This window comes from Bradyrhizobium sp. SOJA106 (assembly GCF_059448745.1).
Genome location: NZ_CM182549.1, coordinates 4,974,645 through 4,991,591, shown reverse-complemented (window position 1 = coordinate 4,991,591; position 16,947 = coordinate 4,974,645). Strand labels below are relative to the sequence as shown.

At 58.5% G+C, this 16,947-nt stretch carries 30 protein-coding genes; 23 read left to right on the top strand and 7 right to left on the bottom strand.

Annotated elements, in window-relative coordinates; translation table 11 throughout:
- Positions 1-37: 37 nt before the first annotated feature.
- The 7 genes from AC5V87_RS23250 to AC5V87_RS23220 all read right to left on the bottom strand — a co-directional run bounded on the left by AC5V87_RS23250 (position 38) and on the right by AC5V87_RS23220 (position 3,040).
- The gene (locus AC5V87_RS23250) at positions 38-184 is read right to left on the bottom strand and encodes a hypothetical protein (protein WP_495367899.1); all 147 of its coding nucleotides are present in this window, start codon (positions 182-184) and stop codon (positions 38-40) included.
- The gene (locus AC5V87_RS23245; RefSeq protein WP_495367898.1) at positions 181-318 is read right to left on the bottom strand and encodes a hypothetical protein; all 138 of its coding nucleotides are present in this window, start codon (positions 316-318) and stop codon (positions 181-183) included. The genes AC5V87_RS23250 and AC5V87_RS23245 overlap by 4 nt, the downstream gene beginning before the upstream one ends.
- Entirely contained in the window at positions 315-482 is a 168-nt protein-coding gene (locus AC5V87_RS23240; RefSeq protein ID WP_495367897.1) for a hypothetical protein, read from the bottom strand. The genes AC5V87_RS23245 and AC5V87_RS23240 overlap by 4 nt, the downstream gene beginning before the upstream one ends.
- Positions 479-865 (bottom strand): GcrA family cell cycle regulator, encoded by a 387-nt coding sequence (locus tag AC5V87_RS23235; RefSeq protein ID WP_495367896.1) that lies wholly within the window; start codon positions 863-865, stop codon positions 479-481. The genes AC5V87_RS23240 and AC5V87_RS23235 overlap by 4 nt, the downstream gene beginning before the upstream one ends.
- The gene (locus AC5V87_RS23230; RefSeq protein ID WP_495367895.1) at positions 862-1,128 is read right to left on the bottom strand and encodes an XkdD/Y8K6 family phage-associated protein; all 267 of its coding nucleotides are present in this window, start codon (positions 1,126-1,128) and stop codon (positions 862-864) included. The genes AC5V87_RS23235 and AC5V87_RS23230 overlap by 4 nt, the downstream gene beginning before the upstream one ends.
- The gene (locus tag AC5V87_RS23225; protein ID WP_495367894.1) at positions 1,128-1,571 is read right to left on the bottom strand and encodes a ProQ/FINO family protein; all 444 of its coding nucleotides are present in this window, start codon (positions 1,569-1,571) and stop codon (positions 1,128-1,130) included. The genes AC5V87_RS23230 and AC5V87_RS23225 overlap by 1 nt, the downstream gene beginning before the upstream one ends.
- 752 nt (positions 1,572-2,323) lie before the next feature.
- Positions 2,324-3,040, bottom strand: a complete 717-nt coding sequence (locus AC5V87_RS23220; RefSeq protein ID WP_495367893.1) for a LexA family protein — start codon at positions 3,038-3,040, stop codon at positions 2,324-2,326.
- Between the two features lie 213 nt (positions 3,041-3,253).
- Here AC5V87_RS23220 and AC5V87_RS23215 point away from each other — a divergent pair, with 213 nt between their 5' ends.
- The 23 genes from AC5V87_RS23215 to AC5V87_RS23105 all read left to right on the top strand — a co-directional run bounded on the left by AC5V87_RS23215 (position 3,254) and on the right by AC5V87_RS23105 (position 16,931).
- On the top strand, positions 3,254-3,694 hold the full coding sequence (locus AC5V87_RS23215) for a helix-turn-helix domain-containing protein (RefSeq protein ID WP_495367892.1): 441 nt from the start codon (positions 3,254-3,256) through the stop codon (positions 3,692-3,694).
- A gap of 78 nt (positions 3,695-3,772) precedes the next feature.
- Positions 3,773-4,054: a hypothetical protein gene (locus AC5V87_RS23210; protein ID WP_495367891.1), complete on the top strand. Its 282-nt coding sequence runs from the start codon at positions 3,773-3,775 to the stop codon at positions 4,052-4,054.
- A 10-nt stretch (positions 4,055-4,064) separates the two neighbouring features.
- On the top strand, positions 4,065-4,892 hold the full coding sequence (locus AC5V87_RS23205) for a hypothetical protein (protein WP_495367890.1): 828 nt from the start codon (positions 4,065-4,067) through the stop codon (positions 4,890-4,892).
- Positions 4,892-5,080 (top strand): hypothetical protein, encoded by a 189-nt coding sequence (locus AC5V87_RS23200; RefSeq protein WP_495367889.1) that lies wholly within the window; start codon positions 4,892-4,894, stop codon positions 5,078-5,080. The genes AC5V87_RS23205 and AC5V87_RS23200 overlap by 1 nt, the downstream gene beginning before the upstream one ends.
- Positions 5,080-5,328, top strand: a complete 249-nt coding sequence (locus AC5V87_RS23195) for a hypothetical protein (protein ID WP_495367888.1) — start codon at positions 5,080-5,082, stop codon at positions 5,326-5,328. The genes AC5V87_RS23200 and AC5V87_RS23195 overlap by 1 nt, the downstream gene beginning before the upstream one ends.
- Positions 5,325-5,549: a hypothetical protein gene (locus AC5V87_RS23190; protein WP_495367887.1), complete on the top strand. Its 225-nt coding sequence runs from the start codon at positions 5,325-5,327 to the stop codon at positions 5,547-5,549. Before AC5V87_RS23195 ends, AC5V87_RS23190 begins: the two co-directional genes overlap by 4 nt.
- Complete coding sequence (locus tag AC5V87_RS23185; protein WP_495367885.1) at positions 5,549-5,815, top strand: hypothetical protein; 267 nt, start codon at positions 5,549-5,551, stop codon at positions 5,813-5,815. Before AC5V87_RS23190 ends, AC5V87_RS23185 begins: the two co-directional genes overlap by 1 nt.
- Before the next feature lie 125 nt (positions 5,816-5,940).
- Positions 5,941-6,756, top strand: a complete 816-nt coding sequence (locus AC5V87_RS23180; RefSeq protein ID WP_495367884.1) for an ATP-binding protein — start codon at positions 5,941-5,943, stop codon at positions 6,754-6,756.
- Between the two features lie 172 nt (positions 6,757-6,928).
- A complete protein-coding gene (locus AC5V87_RS23175; protein ID WP_495367883.1) occupies positions 6,929-7,117 on the top strand; it encodes a hypothetical protein in 189 nt (62 codons plus the stop codon).
- 149 nt (positions 7,118-7,266) lie between these two features.
- Positions 7,267-7,770 carry an HNH endonuclease gene (locus AC5V87_RS23170; RefSeq protein WP_495367882.1) on the top strand — a complete coding sequence of 168 codons (504 nt, stop codon included), beginning with the start codon at positions 7,267-7,269 and terminating at the stop codon, positions 7,768-7,770.
- A gap of 75 nt (positions 7,771-7,845) precedes the next feature.
- The gene (locus AC5V87_RS23165) at positions 7,846-8,442 is read left to right on the top strand and encodes a DUF669 domain-containing protein (RefSeq protein ID WP_495367881.1); all 597 of its coding nucleotides are present in this window, start codon (positions 7,846-7,848) and stop codon (positions 8,440-8,442) included.
- Between the two features lie 66 nt (positions 8,443-8,508).
- A complete protein-coding gene (locus AC5V87_RS23160) occupies positions 8,509-8,733 on the top strand; it encodes a hypothetical protein (RefSeq protein ID WP_495367880.1) in 225 nt (74 codons plus the stop codon).
- Positions 8,733-9,245, top strand: a complete 513-nt coding sequence (locus AC5V87_RS23155; RefSeq protein WP_495367879.1) for a siphovirus Gp157 family protein — start codon at positions 8,733-8,735, stop codon at positions 9,243-9,245. The genes AC5V87_RS23160 and AC5V87_RS23155 overlap by 1 nt, the downstream gene beginning before the upstream one ends.
- Positions 9,245-9,421 (top strand): hypothetical protein, encoded by a 177-nt coding sequence (locus tag AC5V87_RS23150; protein ID WP_495367878.1) that lies wholly within the window; start codon positions 9,245-9,247, stop codon positions 9,419-9,421. The genes AC5V87_RS23155 and AC5V87_RS23150 overlap by 1 nt, the downstream gene beginning before the upstream one ends.
- A 47-nt stretch (positions 9,422-9,468) precedes the next feature.
- Positions 9,469-10,518: a DNA polymerase III subunit beta gene (gene dnaN / locus AC5V87_RS23145; RefSeq protein WP_495367877.1), complete on the top strand. Its 1,050-nt coding sequence runs from the start codon at positions 9,469-9,471 to the stop codon at positions 10,516-10,518.
- Between the two features lie 3 nt (positions 10,519-10,521).
- Positions 10,522-10,722, top strand: coding sequence for a hypothetical protein (locus AC5V87_RS23140; RefSeq protein ID WP_495367876.1), 201 nt, complete (start codon positions 10,522-10,524; stop codon positions 10,720-10,722).
- Complete coding sequence (locus AC5V87_RS23135; RefSeq protein WP_495367875.1) at positions 10,719-11,000, top strand: hypothetical protein; 282 nt, start codon at positions 10,719-10,721, stop codon at positions 10,998-11,000. Before AC5V87_RS23140 ends, AC5V87_RS23135 begins: the two co-directional genes overlap by 4 nt.
- Positions 11,000-11,263: a hypothetical protein gene (locus AC5V87_RS23130; RefSeq protein WP_495367874.1), complete on the top strand. Its 264-nt coding sequence runs from the start codon at positions 11,000-11,002 to the stop codon at positions 11,261-11,263. Before AC5V87_RS23135 ends, AC5V87_RS23130 begins: the two co-directional genes overlap by 1 nt.
- 474 nt (positions 11,264-11,737) lie before the next feature.
- A complete protein-coding gene (locus AC5V87_RS23125; RefSeq protein ID WP_495367873.1) occupies positions 11,738-12,682 on the top strand; it encodes an oxidoreductase in 945 nt (314 codons plus the stop codon).
- Complete coding sequence (locus tag AC5V87_RS23120; RefSeq protein ID WP_495367872.1) at positions 12,679-13,626, top strand: phosphatase domain-containing protein; 948 nt, start codon at positions 12,679-12,681, stop codon at positions 13,624-13,626. The genes AC5V87_RS23125 and AC5V87_RS23120 overlap by 4 nt, the downstream gene beginning before the upstream one ends.
- A complete protein-coding gene (locus tag AC5V87_RS23115; protein WP_495367871.1) occupies positions 13,623-14,774 on the top strand; it encodes an RNA ligase in 1,152 nt (383 codons plus the stop codon). Before AC5V87_RS23120 ends, AC5V87_RS23115 begins: the two co-directional genes overlap by 4 nt.
- A complete protein-coding gene (locus AC5V87_RS23110; protein ID WP_495367870.1) occupies positions 14,771-15,247 on the top strand; it encodes an RNA polymerase sigma factor in 477 nt (158 codons plus the stop codon). The genes AC5V87_RS23115 and AC5V87_RS23110 overlap by 4 nt, the downstream gene beginning before the upstream one ends.
- On the top strand, positions 15,240-16,931 hold the full coding sequence (locus AC5V87_RS23105; protein ID WP_495367869.1) for a DEAD/DEAH box helicase: 1,692 nt from the start codon (positions 15,240-15,242) through the stop codon (positions 16,929-16,931). The genes AC5V87_RS23110 and AC5V87_RS23105 overlap by 8 nt, the downstream gene beginning before the upstream one ends.
- The last annotated feature ends 16 nt before the right edge of the window (positions 16,932-16,947 follow it).

Genomic DNA, 16,947 nt, shown 5'->3' with positions numbered 1-16,947 from the left:
ACAGGCCTTCGGATGTCTGCTGTGTGCTAAGGGCTAATCAATGCAAAACCTTGCAGCGGATCACGCGCATCACCATGAAGACCAAGGCAATAACGGCGATCAGAATGCCGCCAGCGCTACACGCGATTAAGAACCAACCAATTGGTTCGATCAGCGGCGCGGAACTGGGAATGCTGCCGATCATTGATGCAACTGCTCGGATTGTGGCTTCTCAGCCTTGTCGCGCGGCGGGCAATCAACCAGCCTGTAGATCGGCTTGAGGTGGCGACGCTCATTCCAAATTCTTAGAAGATGGTCGGCATGCTGTTGGCTGGTCATTGCAGTTTCTCCAATTCGTCTGCTTTGCGTGCGAAGCGGCGATTCCAATCATCGCGCACGACATATTCGCGCTCGTTGTGCTCCAGGATCTGACCGACGAAGGCAGGTGCTCGACCGACTGGCAGACTGCGCACCCACTGTCCGATTTGGAATTCGACGCTCACGCCGGTCTCCGATAGACGAGCTGGCTGTGGTACGCGCAGTAAGATCCGTGCTCAGTTGCGTGCCCGCAGAACGTGGAGTCGTCGCCAATCCATCTACAGCTAGCGCGTCGCAGGTCGCTCAACAGCAGGCGCAGGGGCTCAACTGGGGGCGCCTGTGGCCTAACCTGGCGCGGCGCCTTGCGAGCTTGCGCGCTAACGCAGCGCCGCTCTTGGCGCGGCGCAAAGCGCAACCCGAGCCGCTTGCACTTGCCCGCAACCATGCTGCGAGTCATGCCGAGTTCTGAGGCGATAACGCCAAACGAGTCACCGTTGGCGTGCAGCTCGCGCAAGCGCACCTCTTTTGCTGCGCTCCATTGCGTGTTGTTCTGGTTGGGCTGGGTCATGTTGCCCCAGCCAAGTCGATGGCAGCGCTGATCTGGGCAACAACTTCCGCATCAATCTCGCCGCCGTTGTCATTGCACCGCTGCAGAACGGCATTGCATGCCGCCAATAGATCCGGTGCCGCAGCGATGAGGCGAGCGTTGGCCCGGCTGCACGCGCCCGGATGACAATCCTCGCGATCACCATAAACAGCCGCCACCACGCGGCCGTCTGCAGTTCTGACAAAGAACGCACTGCTTACTATCCACGGTCCTTGCGTGTGCATCACGCAGCCTCCCGTGCGAACCGATACGCATACACCGGCTCGTCATCGACCATCGCCTCAGCGACCGCTCGCAATCCGACTCGCCCACAGCTCTTCATGTCGTAATGCGTACGCAGACACAGCGACGCGTGCGCAGCTTCGTTCGGCGAGACCCACCCGTTACGAGCACCGTCCAGGTCGTATCGCCACGCTCCGACCTTCAGCGTGCGCAGATACTTCGGTCCGAACGTATAGGCGCGCAGGAAGTGCTTAACCTCAGCAGGTGAGAGACCCGTATTAGCGCCGATGAGGTCGTACTTGATGCCGATAGCAAGCGGACACTTGTCTCGACCACTGTCGGCGATGGCGGGGAACAGTTCGGCCAGGTGGGCACGCTGCTGGCGATACAAAGCCCAATCAGTGGATCGATAAATACGATTGCGTTGGTGGGACAGAGTAGACATTTCGTGCTCCCGATTCCGTGGTGGAATGGGGGCATCATATACAAGAGTCATACAGAAGCAATACTAAAACGATACAAAAGGAAGAAAAATATATAGAGGTCAGCATTCGCGCTGCCTCTACGTATTCTTGCGGATCTGCACTCCGCCGTCAGCCCAGCTCAATTGCCTCTGTGCGCGAGGCGTGCTCAGCCCATACCAAGCGCGCATATTCTATGCGCGCATTTCCCGTTGGGTCGTGTCGTGCGGCCCATTGGCCGGCGCTGATCGTGGCTGAGGTTCTGCGGAAGTTCATGTGAAGGGCGCCATTAATAACAATCGGGTCGCATCCCTCGGCACGCAGTATTGAGTAAAACAAAGCTGCGCTAAACTTGTCGCGCATTTTAGGTATTTGTCCTCCGTAACAATCACGCTCACGCTGTAGTGTTTCGACGCCCATTCCTTATACTCCCCATGGCCGCGAACCGGCGCGGCAGCCGGGGGGTAGAAATCCGCTAACATTTACGGACCGTCCGCTTTTAGACCGTGAGGTCTTGGACATGGCGAGACGCCCCCGGCCACAAGGCCAAGTGACGTGCCCGCCAGGGCACGCGCCGACTGAAGTGTCGGGATTCGGCGCCGCCAATACGGAGAGGCCTACAATGTAGCCGGGTTTCTACGCCCGGCAGAACAATGCGATAAAGTTGCGTGTCGCGCAATACACAATTTGAACACAAACGAATAACTGTAAAGCAGGCGTGGATATCGCGCGTTACTCAGCGTGAGAGATCGACGTATGCCCCATGAATCACAGTCAGCACCTTTACCTCCACATCTTCATCATGGTTCCCGTTCTTGTAAACGATTGGCCTATGAATGGGGTTTGTGGATCTCGGCTGGAACTCGGTTCTGTCCGGATAAACGGCCACGGCCTTAACGGAGCGCTCAATCAGGCCGCCCCGGCTCTGCTCGACAACTACAATCATATTGTTCGTCAGCACGCCGCCTGCATCTTGGAAGTCGACGCCGAGAACAATCATTCCGTCGAATATCTTTGCTTCGTTCATTGAGTCGCCGTGCGCCACCCAAGCCATCGGTCTTGCGTTAGGATGACTTGCGCTGCGCGCCGCGTTCACGGAGCGCGGCTCAACTTGCGAAAGCAAGTCAGCTTCTCGAAATGAACCAGCTTCCACCACGCCCAGTATCGGATAGGGGACGCCCTCCGTGCTGCGCGTCGCCGCTTGGCGCAGCGACACCACGTTGCTCGCATGATTGTCGTTCGCCCGCCTGGCCCTAACTGGCGACTCTACACCGAAGTACTCGGCCATTCTCTCGACTTCCTCTGTGCTGAATTTGGTCTCGCCACGCAGTCGCGTGTGTAGCGTGGGTTTTGCCATGCCGAGACGCTCAGCCAAGGCTATAACGACCTTCGTGCGTCCGCGCGGCTCAGCCATTTCATCGATGTGCTTGTTAGCCCACTTCGCATAATCCACGACATACTCCCTTTTGCTACCCCGTGTTTTTACGCGGTGTGTTCCGTATACGAAACTTATACATTTCAATCAAGCTTAAAAATCTAGCTAAAACAAGCCACTACAAAACATAGACAAGAAAATCTCAACAGGTGCTGGTTTCTGTATGGCTTTTGTATAGAATCAGTGTAGGGTGTTCCCACATCGCGGAAACGCCAACTCACGGAATTCATTATGGTTCGATGGAATGACGAGGAAATTATCGATCTGGCCTGCATCGAGGGCATAACCGTAGCGGAAATCGCTCAGCGTGTCGGAGTTCACAAGGCGACCGTTGAGAGATTCTTCCGCCGGAACAGGACCAAAATTAAGGCAGCCCGCACGGGTGTACAAATACCGGACAGAAAGCACGCAGAGGTGCTGGCACTTTGGGGTGACAATTACCCCCGTGAAGAGATCGCCGAGCGGGTCGGGGTGAGTGCTGATGTTGTTCGTCGCCTGATCCTCTCCGCTGAATACGAGGAGCAGCCAGAAGAATTAGGGGCGACCTTAGAGCTCCTGGCGCTGCAGGTGGCCCATCCTGGGCGGCTCTACGAAGACGATGTGCGCGCGTTGTGTGGCCGGGAACCAGTTCGGATTAGCGCGCCAGACACCGGGCTGCGTAGCGCAGCGTAACTTCAGACAAACAATGAATCATAACTGCTTGCCGCGTGGGCGCGTGCGGCAAACGAAACTGCGCGCCTTGGAGACTCCATGACACCAGAAGAGAAGAGCCTTTACATGCAGCATTTTTTTGACATCGGCGACGTCGTCGAAATCGACGATAGCGTGATTGGTACCATTACCGGCCTGCAGATAGCTGAAGGTCAGGAAGACCAATACCGCGTTTTGTATCGCGATGCGACGGGATCGCCCCAAGAGAAGTGGTGGCGCGGTTCTTTGCTTGAGTCTGTCGAGCCCGACGAGTCCAACGTTGTCTGCTTCGACTGCGCCAAGGCCGCTCTGGCTGAATCCCGCAATGCAACTCATCACTAAGGGGCCAGGGATGTACGGTTTGCTGAAGGATGAAGCTGCGCGAGCAGCTGATGCGCCGAAGTTCAAGATCGGTCAGCGCGTGCGCGTGGTTGACGCCGATGGTGGTGGTGCGATTGGCGATGTCGCTACTGTCACCACGGTGAAACCGGTCGATGGCCTCGGCATTTACTACCATCTTGACGGGCTTTCGCACCATACCGAAGGCCTGTTCGAGCACCGCCTCGCACCCGCCTTCCTTCCAGGTGACAAGGTTCGCGTCACCAAACACAGCGGCTACTTCGCTGCCGGCGATGTCGGCGAAGTTGACCGCCAGTCTAATCATGCCGTGTTCGTAAAGCACGGCGCGTATCAGCGCATGGGCCTGCCGATTGACGCGGATAACTTGGAGCTGGTGGAGGCTGCGGATTGCGCGGGGCGCGATGGCCAGCAGGAAGCGAAGCCCGAACCGAAGTTTAAGATCGGAGACCTGGTCACAACGTCTAGTGTTGATGATGCAGGTATCGGTGAAGTCATCTCGGTTGAGGACGGCTGGTATCGTGTCAAGTTTTCAACGTGGTACGGCACCTGTGGTGAGAAGGAAAGAAATCTCAGCCCGGCCCGGCCGCTCGCGGTCGTAGCTGACAAACTCGTCATCGACACGCGCCCCTGCATCGTCGCCCGTATCCTAGATGGCCAGCCGCGTCCTAGCAACATCCCGTTCGTCCACGCTGACGTCGCCAGCGCGGTGACTGAAGCCGAGCGGCTCGCCAAGAACAACCCTGGCCAGGAATTCGCTGTCTATCAGCGCGTAGCCGGCCGCGTGGCCGAAGTGTCTTACAGCATGAAGGAGGTGGCGTGATGGCAGGTCGCACGACAGCACAGGCATTCAACGAGTGGATGCGGAGATACACCGAGGAGCCGGACTCCTTCGCGGCTGAGTTCCAGACCGTCGGGCTTTTTCTTGCGGAGGAGGCTGCGGGAAAAGAACCGTCTTATGGCGAGACGTGTGCTGCGTACCTTAACAAGCTTATCATGGGGGAGATTTAATGAACGCCGCCAACATTCACCGGTTGCCCGCTGCTGCTCAGCCACAGCCGACAACCATCACCCTGCAGCAAGCGCTGGCCAGCGGTGTAACCGCTGAGCAACTCCGCGCAGCGGCCAAGTGGAACGATCGAAAGTCGTTTGACGAGCGTCGCCGGAAGGCTCGAACCAGACACAAAGCGCAGGCGGCGGCTTTGCGAGCGGTAGCGGATGAGTTGGAGACGTGCGGCCAGCTCGCGAGGGCCGCATGACAATCACGGTCGTTGCCGTGCTCTGCCAGGCGCTGGCTGGAATTCCAGCGCAGGCATGTCACGAGGAAATCGTGACCAAGGTCGACAGCCTGCAGGCTTGCATGCTGTTTCCGGCCGATCTTGCGCAATGGAAGATGGCCGGCAGGTTTGCCGATGACCGGTGGACCATCAGCAAGGTCCGCTGCATTCCTGGCTCTTACGAAAAGAAGGACGCGATCTGATGTTCAGTCTGTACGACGACTCTGTTGCAAACTTCAATGCTTGGCGCGCCCGCCAACGATACCGCAATCCCGACGAGAGGCAGGGTATGGCCGTTATGTCGCTGTTACTGGCATGGATCGCTATCCTTGTCGGCAGCGTGGCGGCCTGGGTGACGCACGTCATCGTCTGCATCAAGGCCAGTGCATGGATCTTGCTGGCATTCGGCTGCATCGTGGCGCCGGTTGGCGTGGTGCACGGTCTTGGGGTTTGGCTGGGGATTTTCTAGCAGTGCACCTCTGGACCGCAACCGGCCACCTCGATCCTCTGCACGTATTTCTTATCGCGTGCGTTCTCATGGCCCTCGCAAGCACGCCTGGGCATTGGCCTCCAGCACATTCGTAAGGATACGTAATGGCAATCTCACTCTCTTCGCTCAAGTCGACCAAGAAGCAAGCGCAAGAACGCGCGCCCATCGTAACGATTTACGGCGTCGACGGCGTCGGCAAGACTACGCTGGCCTCGGAATTTCCCAACCCGGTCTATATCCCGACGTCTGGCGAACGCGCGCCATCGGACATCGATCTTCCCACGCCAGGCACGATCGAAACGCTTGAGGATCTGTACGACATCGTTGGCGAATTGCTGGCGACCAACGATGACGGCTCGCTTGTCCACGACTTCAAGACCGCGATCTTCGATAGCTTGGACGGACTCGAGCCGCTTGTGTGGAAGGTCACTTGTGCGCGTATCGGCGCCACTGCGATCGATGACAGCAGCTCCGGGTCAACTGCGGCTTATGGTCGGGGCTATCGAGAGGCCGATGTCGAGTGGACCGAAATTACTGACGCGCTGGACGCATTGGCCACGGCTGGCATCAACGTCGTTTTGCTCGCGCATCCCGGAATCGTGACATTCAACTCTCCGGTCTCTGACCCGTACAGCCGATACGAGGTCAAGCTTCACAAGCGCGCCGCGGCCCTCATCCGGGAAAAGTCGGACGTGGTCGGGTTCGTGAATTACCGTGTGACTCTGGTCAAAGCCGATCCAAGTAATAAGAAATCAACGCATCACGCTGAAGGAAAGGAGCGCTACATCCATCTAGCTGAGAATGCGGGCTTTGTGGCGAAGTCGCGCTTTCCGACTCCCGAGTCCATCAAGTACGTGAAGGGCAAGGGCTACAGCGAGCTGGCGAAGTATCTGCCGAGCGTGCAAGGGGAGACGGCGTGACCCCATACCTTCGCTGCGATGACGTGAGACTGGCTGGTTGGCTTATGTCCAACCCGCCTCCGCCGGGAGCGCGTAATGGAACGATGCTTCTGGTGTGCGGCAGCCGAGCGCTCGACTGGCTCGTGCCGGCCGATGGATATGACGAAGGCAAACAGCGTGGAATGGAGGCGGCGTGACCAAACGCTCCCAGACCGTAGACGCCGCAATCAAGCGCTGCTGGGCCAAACTGGCCAAGGCTGCGTTTGAGAGGGCGGTTTCCAGGGTCGGCTTTGACCGTCCTCAGGAAGCCGAGCAGTACATGCTGCGCACCGAGCGCTGGCTTGAGAAGGCCGGCGCCGAAGCAACGAAGTGGTATTTCTGACAGTGAATGCTGCTAACGACAACGAGCTTCCGCGCACTCGCGCGGAGGCGGTGACGGCGGGTCTGAAGTTCTACTCAGATGGCAAGACTTGCAAGCATGGGCACCGGGACAAGAGATATTCAAACTCTGGGAGCTGCGTCCCGTGCGCCATGGAGAAGGCCACGAGGTGGTACGGCGAAAACAGAGAAAGAAAAGCCGCCACCGACCTGCGGAGATACCACGCTAATCCAAGGGTAAAGGAGCAAATCCTGGAATGGCGAGAGAGAAATCCCGGCAAGGTAATAGCCAGTCGAAAGAAATGGATCACGAATAATCCCGAGAAGCGAACTGAGTCCTCACGCCGATACGCCGCCAACAACCCCGAGAAGGTGCAAGCAAATGTACGAAAACGAAGGGCGCGTTTGCGCGGTAGTGATGGCAGCCACACCTCAGGCGACGTCTTGGAGATACTACAGCGACAAAAATACAGGTGCGCAGAATGCGGTTGCTCGGTGAGAAAGAGGACTGCCAGGCAGGTGGACCATATCATTCCACTTGTGCTCGGCGGCTCAAACGATCGTTCCAACCTTCAGGTGCTTTGCTCAACCTGCAACAAGAAGAAGGGCGGCAAGCACCCAATTGACTTCGCCAATGAGCGCGGTCGCCTAGTATAACTATCGGCACGATCGGCCCTTTAGCCGAGTGCTACGCGGCACAGCCGCAACCTGATCTCAATCAGGAGACCACCCTTGGCCCAACTCGGAACCAAGTTCAAAAGCACAGATCACGACACCTCCCAGAACGATTATCCTGAACTGCCGAACGGAATCTACGACCTCGAAATCATCCAGTCCGAAGTGAAGGATACGTCTGGACCCAAGGGCAATGGCAAGATGCTGGCCTTGCGGGTCAGTGTTGTGGCTCCGGAGGAGCACAAGGGGCGCCTCCTGTTCAACAACATCATGCTTGAGCATGACGTGGCGCAGACCCAGGAGATTGGCCAGAAGACCTTCGCCAAGCTCTGCCGCGCATTGGGCATCGAAGAAGTCGATGATAGCGACGCCCTCCACTTTATCTCGTTCCGCGCCAAGATCGGCCTGGGTAAGCCGTCGAAGGATAAGAATCCGGACGGGTCGCCCGTGTACCCGGCTCGCGCGGAGATCAAGGCTTACTATTACCCGGACGAGGGCGACCTGCCGGAGGTTGGTGTGACCGGCCCGGTCGCTGCGAACGACAACCGGCCCGCGTCGCGACCTGCAAACGACAATAAGCCTAGCGGCGACGCGCGCACGACTGGGAACGGTGGTGCGGCGTCCACCAAGGCCAGGCCGTGGGGCAAGAAGTAGGGCGGCCAACACTACTACTGGTGCGACACGCGCACCAGTAGTCCACCTGACATTTTGGAGGACTGAATGACGCTAGATGAGGCAAATAGGAAGGCGAGGGCTGCGTGGGGCGAGGCTGCCCACTGCGGAGACGCGGTTGTAAATATCCTGACTGCGCTTGGCCTACTCAAGCCGGACAAGCCCAAGACGCCGGTTGAGAAACTGTGCGATGCGCTGAACTGGGGCGAGCACAACAGCAAGATTCTGAATGATACGTTGGCCGAGTGTGGCCTGAAGGTGGTGAGCGCCTAATGCCCAAGAACGAAAACATCTTGCTGGACGTTCAGCTTATCGAGCTCGAATTGTCCAACCTCATCGCCAGCTACCCGGAATTGGCTGAGGATGAGGAATTGCGCGCCGATATGATTGAGGGCAGCACGGCGGCCTATGACGTGCTCGATCGGATCCTAACGCGGTTTCGTGAGGCTGAGGCGGACGCACTAGCGATCGACTCCCGCATTGATAACCTCGCCGCTCGCAAGGGCGGTGCCGAAAAACGTGCGCGGGCCATGCGTCGCTTTGCGTTGCGCCTCATGACGGCAGGTGACCTGAAGTCCGTGAAGCTTCCGGAAGGCACGCTCACCCGGGCCAAGGGCCGCGAGTCCATCGAGGTGACAGACGAGACGGCGCTGCCGTCCTGGGCGTTCAAGGTTGAGGTCGACAAGAAGGTCAGCAAGACCGCCATCAAGGATGCGCTTGACGCTGGCATTGCTGTACCTGGTGCGCAGCGTGTGGTCGGCGATGAAACGTTGCAGGTGCGGTGATGGGGCACTACGACAGTTGCTACGAGGACCGTTACGAGGAAGCAAGGCGCGAGGAACTGAAGTTAGGTAGGCGCACGATAAAAGGCCGGTTGAAAAATCTGGCTGCCGCCATGCGTACGTTGGGTATGCAAGGCGCCAAGGACGTCGAAGAGGCGATCGAGCACATCAAAGGCTAACCCACCTTGCACTGCGGTGCACGGCTCACTGTACAGGACATTCAACAATGACCCTCTCCATCCAACGCGCCGATTTGGCGCGCGTGCTTTCGGCTGCCACCAAGCCAGTGGAATCCCGAAACACCATCCCGATTCTCGGCAACGTGCTGTTGTCGGGAGCGTCTGGCACGCTGACCGTGACCGGCACTGACTTGGATATCCAGGTTAGTGCCATGGCGACGTGCGACGGCGAACTGAGCGCCACGGTCGACGCCAAGCGTCTTAGCGACATCGCGCGTCGAATCTCCGGCGATACCGTCACTATGGAAGTCAAGGATGACAAGCTCGTCGTCAAATCGGGACGCTCCAGGTTCACGCTGCCGACCTTGCCGGTTGAGGACTTCCCGAGACTTGATGCGGGGTCACCTGATGTTGAGTTTGACTTGGACTTCGCCGAGCTGGTGGCGCCGGTCAAGTTCGCCATGTCCAACGAGGCTACGCGGTATTATCTAAACGGCGTTCACCTCCACAGCACTGCCGAGGCCGGCATTCGCGCGGTCGCAACGGATGGCCACCGTCTGGCGCACAATACCGCGACGGGGATGCCGCAGATCCCGCCCGTGATTGTTCCGTCAAAGACGGTGGGCGTCGTGCCGGCTGGTGTTGTCTCGGTGTCGCTCAGCAAGAACCGGGTGCGTTTCGCCACGGCTGACATCATCATCGTGTCCAAGTTGATCGATGGCACCTTTCCTGACTACCAACGAGTGATCCCCGCCAATAACGACAACGTCGTTACGGTCGACCGTAAGGACCTGGCGAACGCAGTTGCGCGAGCCACAGCCGTGGCCAGCGAGCGCGGCAAGGGTGCCAAGTTCAGCGTTGCTGGCGACAACATCGCCATTGACATGAGGGCCGACGACGGGACGGCGCACGAGGACGTGCCAGCCTCGTACAGCGGAGAGCCCATCGAGATCGGGTTCAACTGCCAGTACGCCAGCGATGTTCTGGGCGCAGCACCGGGTGACGAGGTGCGCATTTCACTGGCCGATGGTGGTACACCCGCGATCTTCCAGGGCGATGGCGAATGGCTTGGCCTAGTGATGCCGATGCGGATTTAGCCCATGTCTGACGCACGATATTGGGAGGGGCGCTGGGATGCCGAGGCTGACCTTAAAGACGCGGCGTTCGAAGCAATTTCGCTGATTAGGCGTGGCAGGTTTGAAGACGCAGTTGTCACCTTGGAACGCAACTTCACGCCAACCTGGCAGGACATTGCGGATTGCGAGGCGCGATACCGCGAAGTGATGGGGAGGGCGGCATGAGCGAGACACCGAGCGCTAGGCGGCGCAAGGGACGCAATGCCTACTATCGCGGCGGTTACCCGAACGAATTGAACCCATACAAGGACGCCAGCCGTGCGTGCGATTGGCGTCAAGGGTGGGACGAGGCTCTCGCCGAAGATCGTATCCGCGAGAGGGAAGAGAACGAGCGGGATGCGCTCGCTGCGCTGCCAATTTCGTTTGCAATCGCCTCGGCCGATGCCAGCGAGTCCTTGAAAGAGATTCTGCGGCGCATTGCCGAGCATGTTGGAATGGAATGATGACACAAGCAGAAATCGACAAGCTTACGGACGAACTAATCGACACCCGGGCTGAGCTTTGCCACCTGCAGGGCCTGTACGACAGTTTGCGTGACGAGGCGCAATCCAGCGAGCTGTCGTGGATACAGCTGAAAGAAGATTACTCCGAGCTTGCGCGAGCAATCGGAGTCCCTGTGGATACATTCTGGGGTGATCCGCTTGTGTCGCATTCAGAAGTCCTGGCGCGCGCCAAGGAGTTGGCTTCGTTCGCGAGGGTGGCGTGATGCCCCGAGGTTCGTACAAAGTCCGCTCCATCTCTTGGCGGGAGCCGGAGGACGATAGGCAATCGTTTGAGGCATACGACGACGAGGAAGCGGCCGAGGAGTGGTGCAAGGAATCCGCGCGAAACGGCTGTTTTGCTGACGGCTACCCAGATAACCACGAGCTAGAAGTTACTGCGCCTGACGGCACAGTAACTCTTGTGGAGGTGGATACAGATTGGGATCCTAGATATTTCTGCCGTTCGCAGGGCGAGGTAGAGGCAAGACAATGACCATTACACTAAGCGCTTGGGCAGCTCCGCTCGCTGTTACCATTGCTGTATGGGCGTGGGGCCTCTGGTGGCCGAACGAAAGCAGCGGAGGTGATTACAACTTCGGCCAAGCCGTTGTTGCTGTGGTGCGCCTGGCCGTGTGTGTCAGTGTAACGCTCGCTGCGTGGCTGATCTACTTCGCGGCTCGTGTGGCGGTGGGGGTCTAGTGGCGCCACTGCCGCAAGTCATCACGCCAACACTCAAAGCCGTCCAGCGCAAGCTGGAAACCGGCCACGACGATTGGGAATCGGTTGGCGTGCCGGCCGGCGATATCGGGCTGGAGTGCGATCGGCAAATCTGGCTTGCGTTCCGCCGCGCATCTAGGCCGGAGGAAATCGGTTGGCGGCAGCGTCGTATATTCGAGCGCGGCAACATCGAGGAGGAGCGCCTGCTGGAGTTGCTCCGCTCGATTGGCTGCGAGGTGTGGGGAGAGCAGGACAAGGTTCGCGCAGTTGGTGGTCACCTTCGCGGCAAGATCGATGGGCGTGCGCTCAAGATATTAGAGGCGCCGACCAAGGAGCACGTTGTTGAGTGCAAATCGGCCAAGGAAGAGAAGTTCAGACCAGTAAAGAAGAATGGCGTGAAGGTCGGCATGCCGATGCATTACGCGACGTTCCAGTTTTACATGTTCGGACTCGGCATCGACCGCGTCTTTTACATGATGTCCAACAAGAATACGGAGGATCTGCACTTTGAGCGCGTGCCGTATGACGCGGACTTCGCTATCAGATCGGTTGCCCGGATTGAGCGCATCGTCAACTCACCGAATCCGCCCGCCAGACTCTGCACCAAACGCGATGATTTCCGGGGAATGTTCTGCAAGCAGGCGGACGTTTGCTGGGGTGAGCTTAAGCCACGCGCGCATTGCCGCACGTGCATTCATTCGACACCGCTGATGGATGGTAACGCGGGCTGGGATTGCTCGCGCTGGCAAAAGCCGCTGTCGCTTGCTGAGCAAGACGCGGGCTGTCCGGCGCACCTCTTTATCCCGCAAACGCTTGTTGGTTACGAGCAAATTGACGCTGACGCCGAGGCGGAGACGATTACCTACCGCAAGCCCGATGGGCAGCTGTGGGTTGATGGCCAAGACAGACTGGAGAATGCAGCATGAAAGTGATTTTCGACCTGGACGGCACTATTGCCGATATTAGTCACCGCACGCATTTTGTCCGAGGTGGCAATAAGGATTGGGAATCGTTCTTTGCGGCCTGTGTGGATGATGTTCCCAATTGGCCTGTGGTGAACGCGCTCAAGGCGCATCAGGCTGCCGGGCACCACGTGGAAATCTGGTCTGCTCGCTCTGATGTTGTGTATCGCCAAACCGAGGAATGGCTAGTGTGCGAGCCTGGCATCGCGCCAGCTCTACTCACCCACATGCGTTGTGCCGGCGATAATACGCCGGACGTCGAGTTGAAGCGCTATTGGTTGCACCAGACCCACCCCGACCACTGGCCAGACGTCGTTTACGACGATCGGCAGCGCGTTGTCGACATGTGGCGTGAAGAGGGGATTGTGTGCTTCCAGGTTGCCGCCAACTGGGAGGCGCCGCGTCTTATTGAGCCGGTCCAACAGCCTCTGATGGCGCTGCTGGTGGGTCCGAGCGGGGCAGGGAAGTCCACCTATGCCAGCAAGCACTTCAACGACACGTGGGTAATCTCATCGGACGGGCTGCGGCAAGAATACTGCGGCGACTTCAAGTCACAGGAGCGCAACGACGACGTGTTCGAAGCCATGCGCCGGCTCGCTCGCGCACGTCTTGAGTGCGGCCTGCCTGTGGCTATCGATGCCACCAACCTGCGCCGTCGCGACAGGCTGGCGCTTGTCAGCCTTGTGCCAGCCGGATCGCAGGTTGAGTACGTGGTGGTTGACCGGCCTTTGCTGGACAAGCTGCGCGATGCGGACTGGCGGGCTGGTGTGATGGTGAAGGGTAGGCCGCTTGTGGAGGTGCACCACGAGCGGTTCCAGTCATCGCTTAAGGATATCCTGACCGGTGATGGGCTGCCGAACGTCTCGGTACATGACGCGCGCACTAGCGGCCTGAGGCTCGCGGCATGATGTATACACCGGAACGCATCGAGCACCTGGATGACGTCATGCCCCACATGGCTGGGCGTTCGGACTTCGTTGTGGTCCAGAAAGAGGGATATACGGTCGTAGATTACGTGTACGCAGCGCCGGATTCATTTGATGATCCGGTCCGGCTGGAGTGTCGCGGACTGAAGTTCGCGCCTGATGGCCGTATCTTGGCCAGGCCATTTCAGAAATTCTTTAACGTCGGCGAGCGGCCGGAGTGTACGGCAGAGAACCTAGACCTCTCGGCACCCCATGCAGTCATGGAGAAGGTGGATGGATCCATGATCCATCCAGCGATCGTGAACGATGAAGTCGTGTTCATGACGCGGATGGGGTTTACGGACGTGGCGCGGAAAGCTGAGCGGCATTTAACTGACGCCGTGCGCCAGGAATGCAGGGTTGGTCTTGAGTGCGGCGTTACACCCATTTTCGAGTTCACGGCGCCTGACAACCGCATTGTCATCAACTACGAAGAGAGCGGCCTTACATTACTGGCTGTAAGGCGCAATGTAGATGGACACTACTATAGCGCAAACTCGGTCGCTGATATCGCGCGGGACATGGGTGTGCGTTCTGTACCCATCCATGAAGCTTCAGACGACCCCAAGCTGTTCCTACACCACGCCAGATCGGTCAAGGGAATGGAGGGCTTCGTTATCCGTTTCGCTGACGGCTTCATGGTGAAGGCAAAGGGCGAGGATTACGTTCTAAAGCACCGCGCCAAGGATGCCGTGCTGCAGGAAAAGAACGTCTTGGCGCTCATTGTTCGCGACGAGCTCGATGACGTGCTGCCGCTACTTGAGGCGCCCGACCGCGCCAACGTCGAGCGGTACCGAACTGAGGTGCTTGCTGGCATTGCTGAGGCTGAGGACGTCTTGGCGCGCATGGTGTCTGCTGGCAGAGATGTCGACCAGAAAACATTCGCCACCGTTCTCTTGGCGGGTGTCATTCCGCAAGTGCGTTCGCTAGCCTTCCAGGTGCGCGCTGGAGCCAACCCACGCGAGACGATCATATCTTCTATTATCAAAAATGCCGGTTCGGCCTCCGGGGTGGACCATGTGCGTCCACTATTCGGCGCGGTGTTTGCCGCAAACGACAACAACAAGCAGGCAGAGGCAGCTGCAGCATGACCCCCACGCACGCCAACGACAATCGCCCGGCATCTTTCGACGCCCTCTTGCTGGCCCATGAGCCGTACATCCGCTCCCGCATGCACATTCTCGAAAGGGACTCAACGCGCCACGAGGATATGTACCAAGAGATTATTACCAGGGCGCTGGAGCGCTGGCACATCTACCGGACAGACGGCAACTTCGCGGGCTGGCTGTATTGGCTGATGCGCGGCGTGACGTACAAGCGGGACCGCAATGCTAGCCATGGGCCGGAGTTGCGCGCGTCCGAGCCAACACAGGAATACGTGACGGATATCTCTCTGGCGCTCGATCGCATTTCTAGCCGCGATGAAGTGCTACTATCAGCGTGCGGTCACTCGGAGGCCGACATTGCGAGGCGTAGCGGCGTGCGCGCGCCGACCATCCACTACCGTATCAGGGCGGCCAGGGCGGTGCTCAACGATAATATCAAGGTGGCGAACGTTGCTTGAGCTGCGACCATATCAGCGTGAGGCGCTGGACGCGCTGTACAAGTACTGGGGCGAAGGCGGCGGCAACGGGCTTATCGTGTTGCCGACCGGTGCTGGCAAGGCACTCGTCATTGCTAAAATGATTGAGGAGCTGCTGCGCGACTACCCGGACATGCGCATCTTCAACGTGACACATTCAGCGTCTCTGGTGGAGCAGAACTTCAAGGAGTTCATCGGCCTCAGCCCGTTTGCGCCGGCTGGGATCTACTCTGCCAGCCTGGGGCAACGCGACACCCGTGCGCAAGTGCTGTTCTGCGGTATTCAATCAGTGTGCAACCGTGCGGCCCTACTTGGCGCGCCTGACCTTATCATCGTGGATGAGGCACACGCCATCAGCCGCAACGGCGAAACGCAATATGGCAAGTTCTTCGCCGCGACGTTGGAGCTCAATCCCGAGCGCCGCATCGCAGGCACCACAGCAACAGATTATCGACTGGATTCCGGACGGCTCACCGAGGGCGAAGATCGACTGTTTGATACCGTTGTCTATGAGGCCAAGCTAACGGACCTTATTGACGAGGGGTATCTTACGCGACTTGTGAGCCACAAAACCACCTCCAAGATTGATCTTAAGGGAGTTGGCACACGAGGTGGCGATTATATCCCGGGTCAGCTGTCGACTGCAGCTGAACGTATCATTGAGGACGCTGTCGCCGAGGACATGTTGATGTCGGAGGGCAGGCGCGCTGCGCTTTACTTCAGCACCAGCAAAGAGAACGCCACCCACATTGCTGAGGCAATCCGCAGGCACGGCAGAACTTGTGCTGTCCTCACCAGCGACAACGCCCATCAGACCCAGAAGATTTTCGAGGAATTCCGCGCTGGGAAGATCTGGGCGATTTCATCGGTCAACATGATAACGACGGGCACAAACTTTCCGTTCGTTGACTTCATATCTCTATTGTTGAGCACCAAGTCTGCCGGCAAGCTGGTGCAGATCCTTGGCCGCGGCACACGCAATTCGCCGGGCAAAGAGGATTGCCTTGTTGCGGACCACGGCAAGAACCTGGCTTATCACGGGCCTATCGACCAGATCAGGCCGAAGGCGCCGGGCGAAGGAACTGGCGAGCAACCCGTGAAGATGTGCCCGCAGGACAAGAAGGATGAGAACGGAAACACCGGATGTGGTGAGCTGATTCCCATCTCGCGCATGACATGCCATTGCTGCGGCTACGTCTTCCCGCCATCGGAAGAAGAAAAGATTACGGCCACAGCTGCTATTGCACCTGTGCTCTCCACCGCCCCGCCGGTCTGGCACGAGGTCACAAGGCGAACATTCCGCGAGCACCCGCCCAAGCTTGGAAAGCCGCCGAGTGTAAAGACGACATACATGGTTGGCCTCACGGCGGTTAATGAGTGGCTATGCCCGCAGCACCCGGGATTCGCTGGAGCAAAGGCACAACGTTATTGGGCGCAGCATGGAGGACAGCGACCATTCCCAAAGACTGTTGATGAGTTCTTGGAGCGCGCTGGTGAACTGCGCACAACTGCACAGGTTCAACTCAAGCCAGACGGAAAATATCAATCCGTGGTAGGGTGGAAGGCCGGTGACTCGGCTGCTGAACCCGAGCCCGTTGCTGACAATGACAACTGGAAGCCGCTGCGAGCGGCTGGAGATGACTGGGATTCCGACATTCCCTTCTAGGTGTGCGGCCACGGGC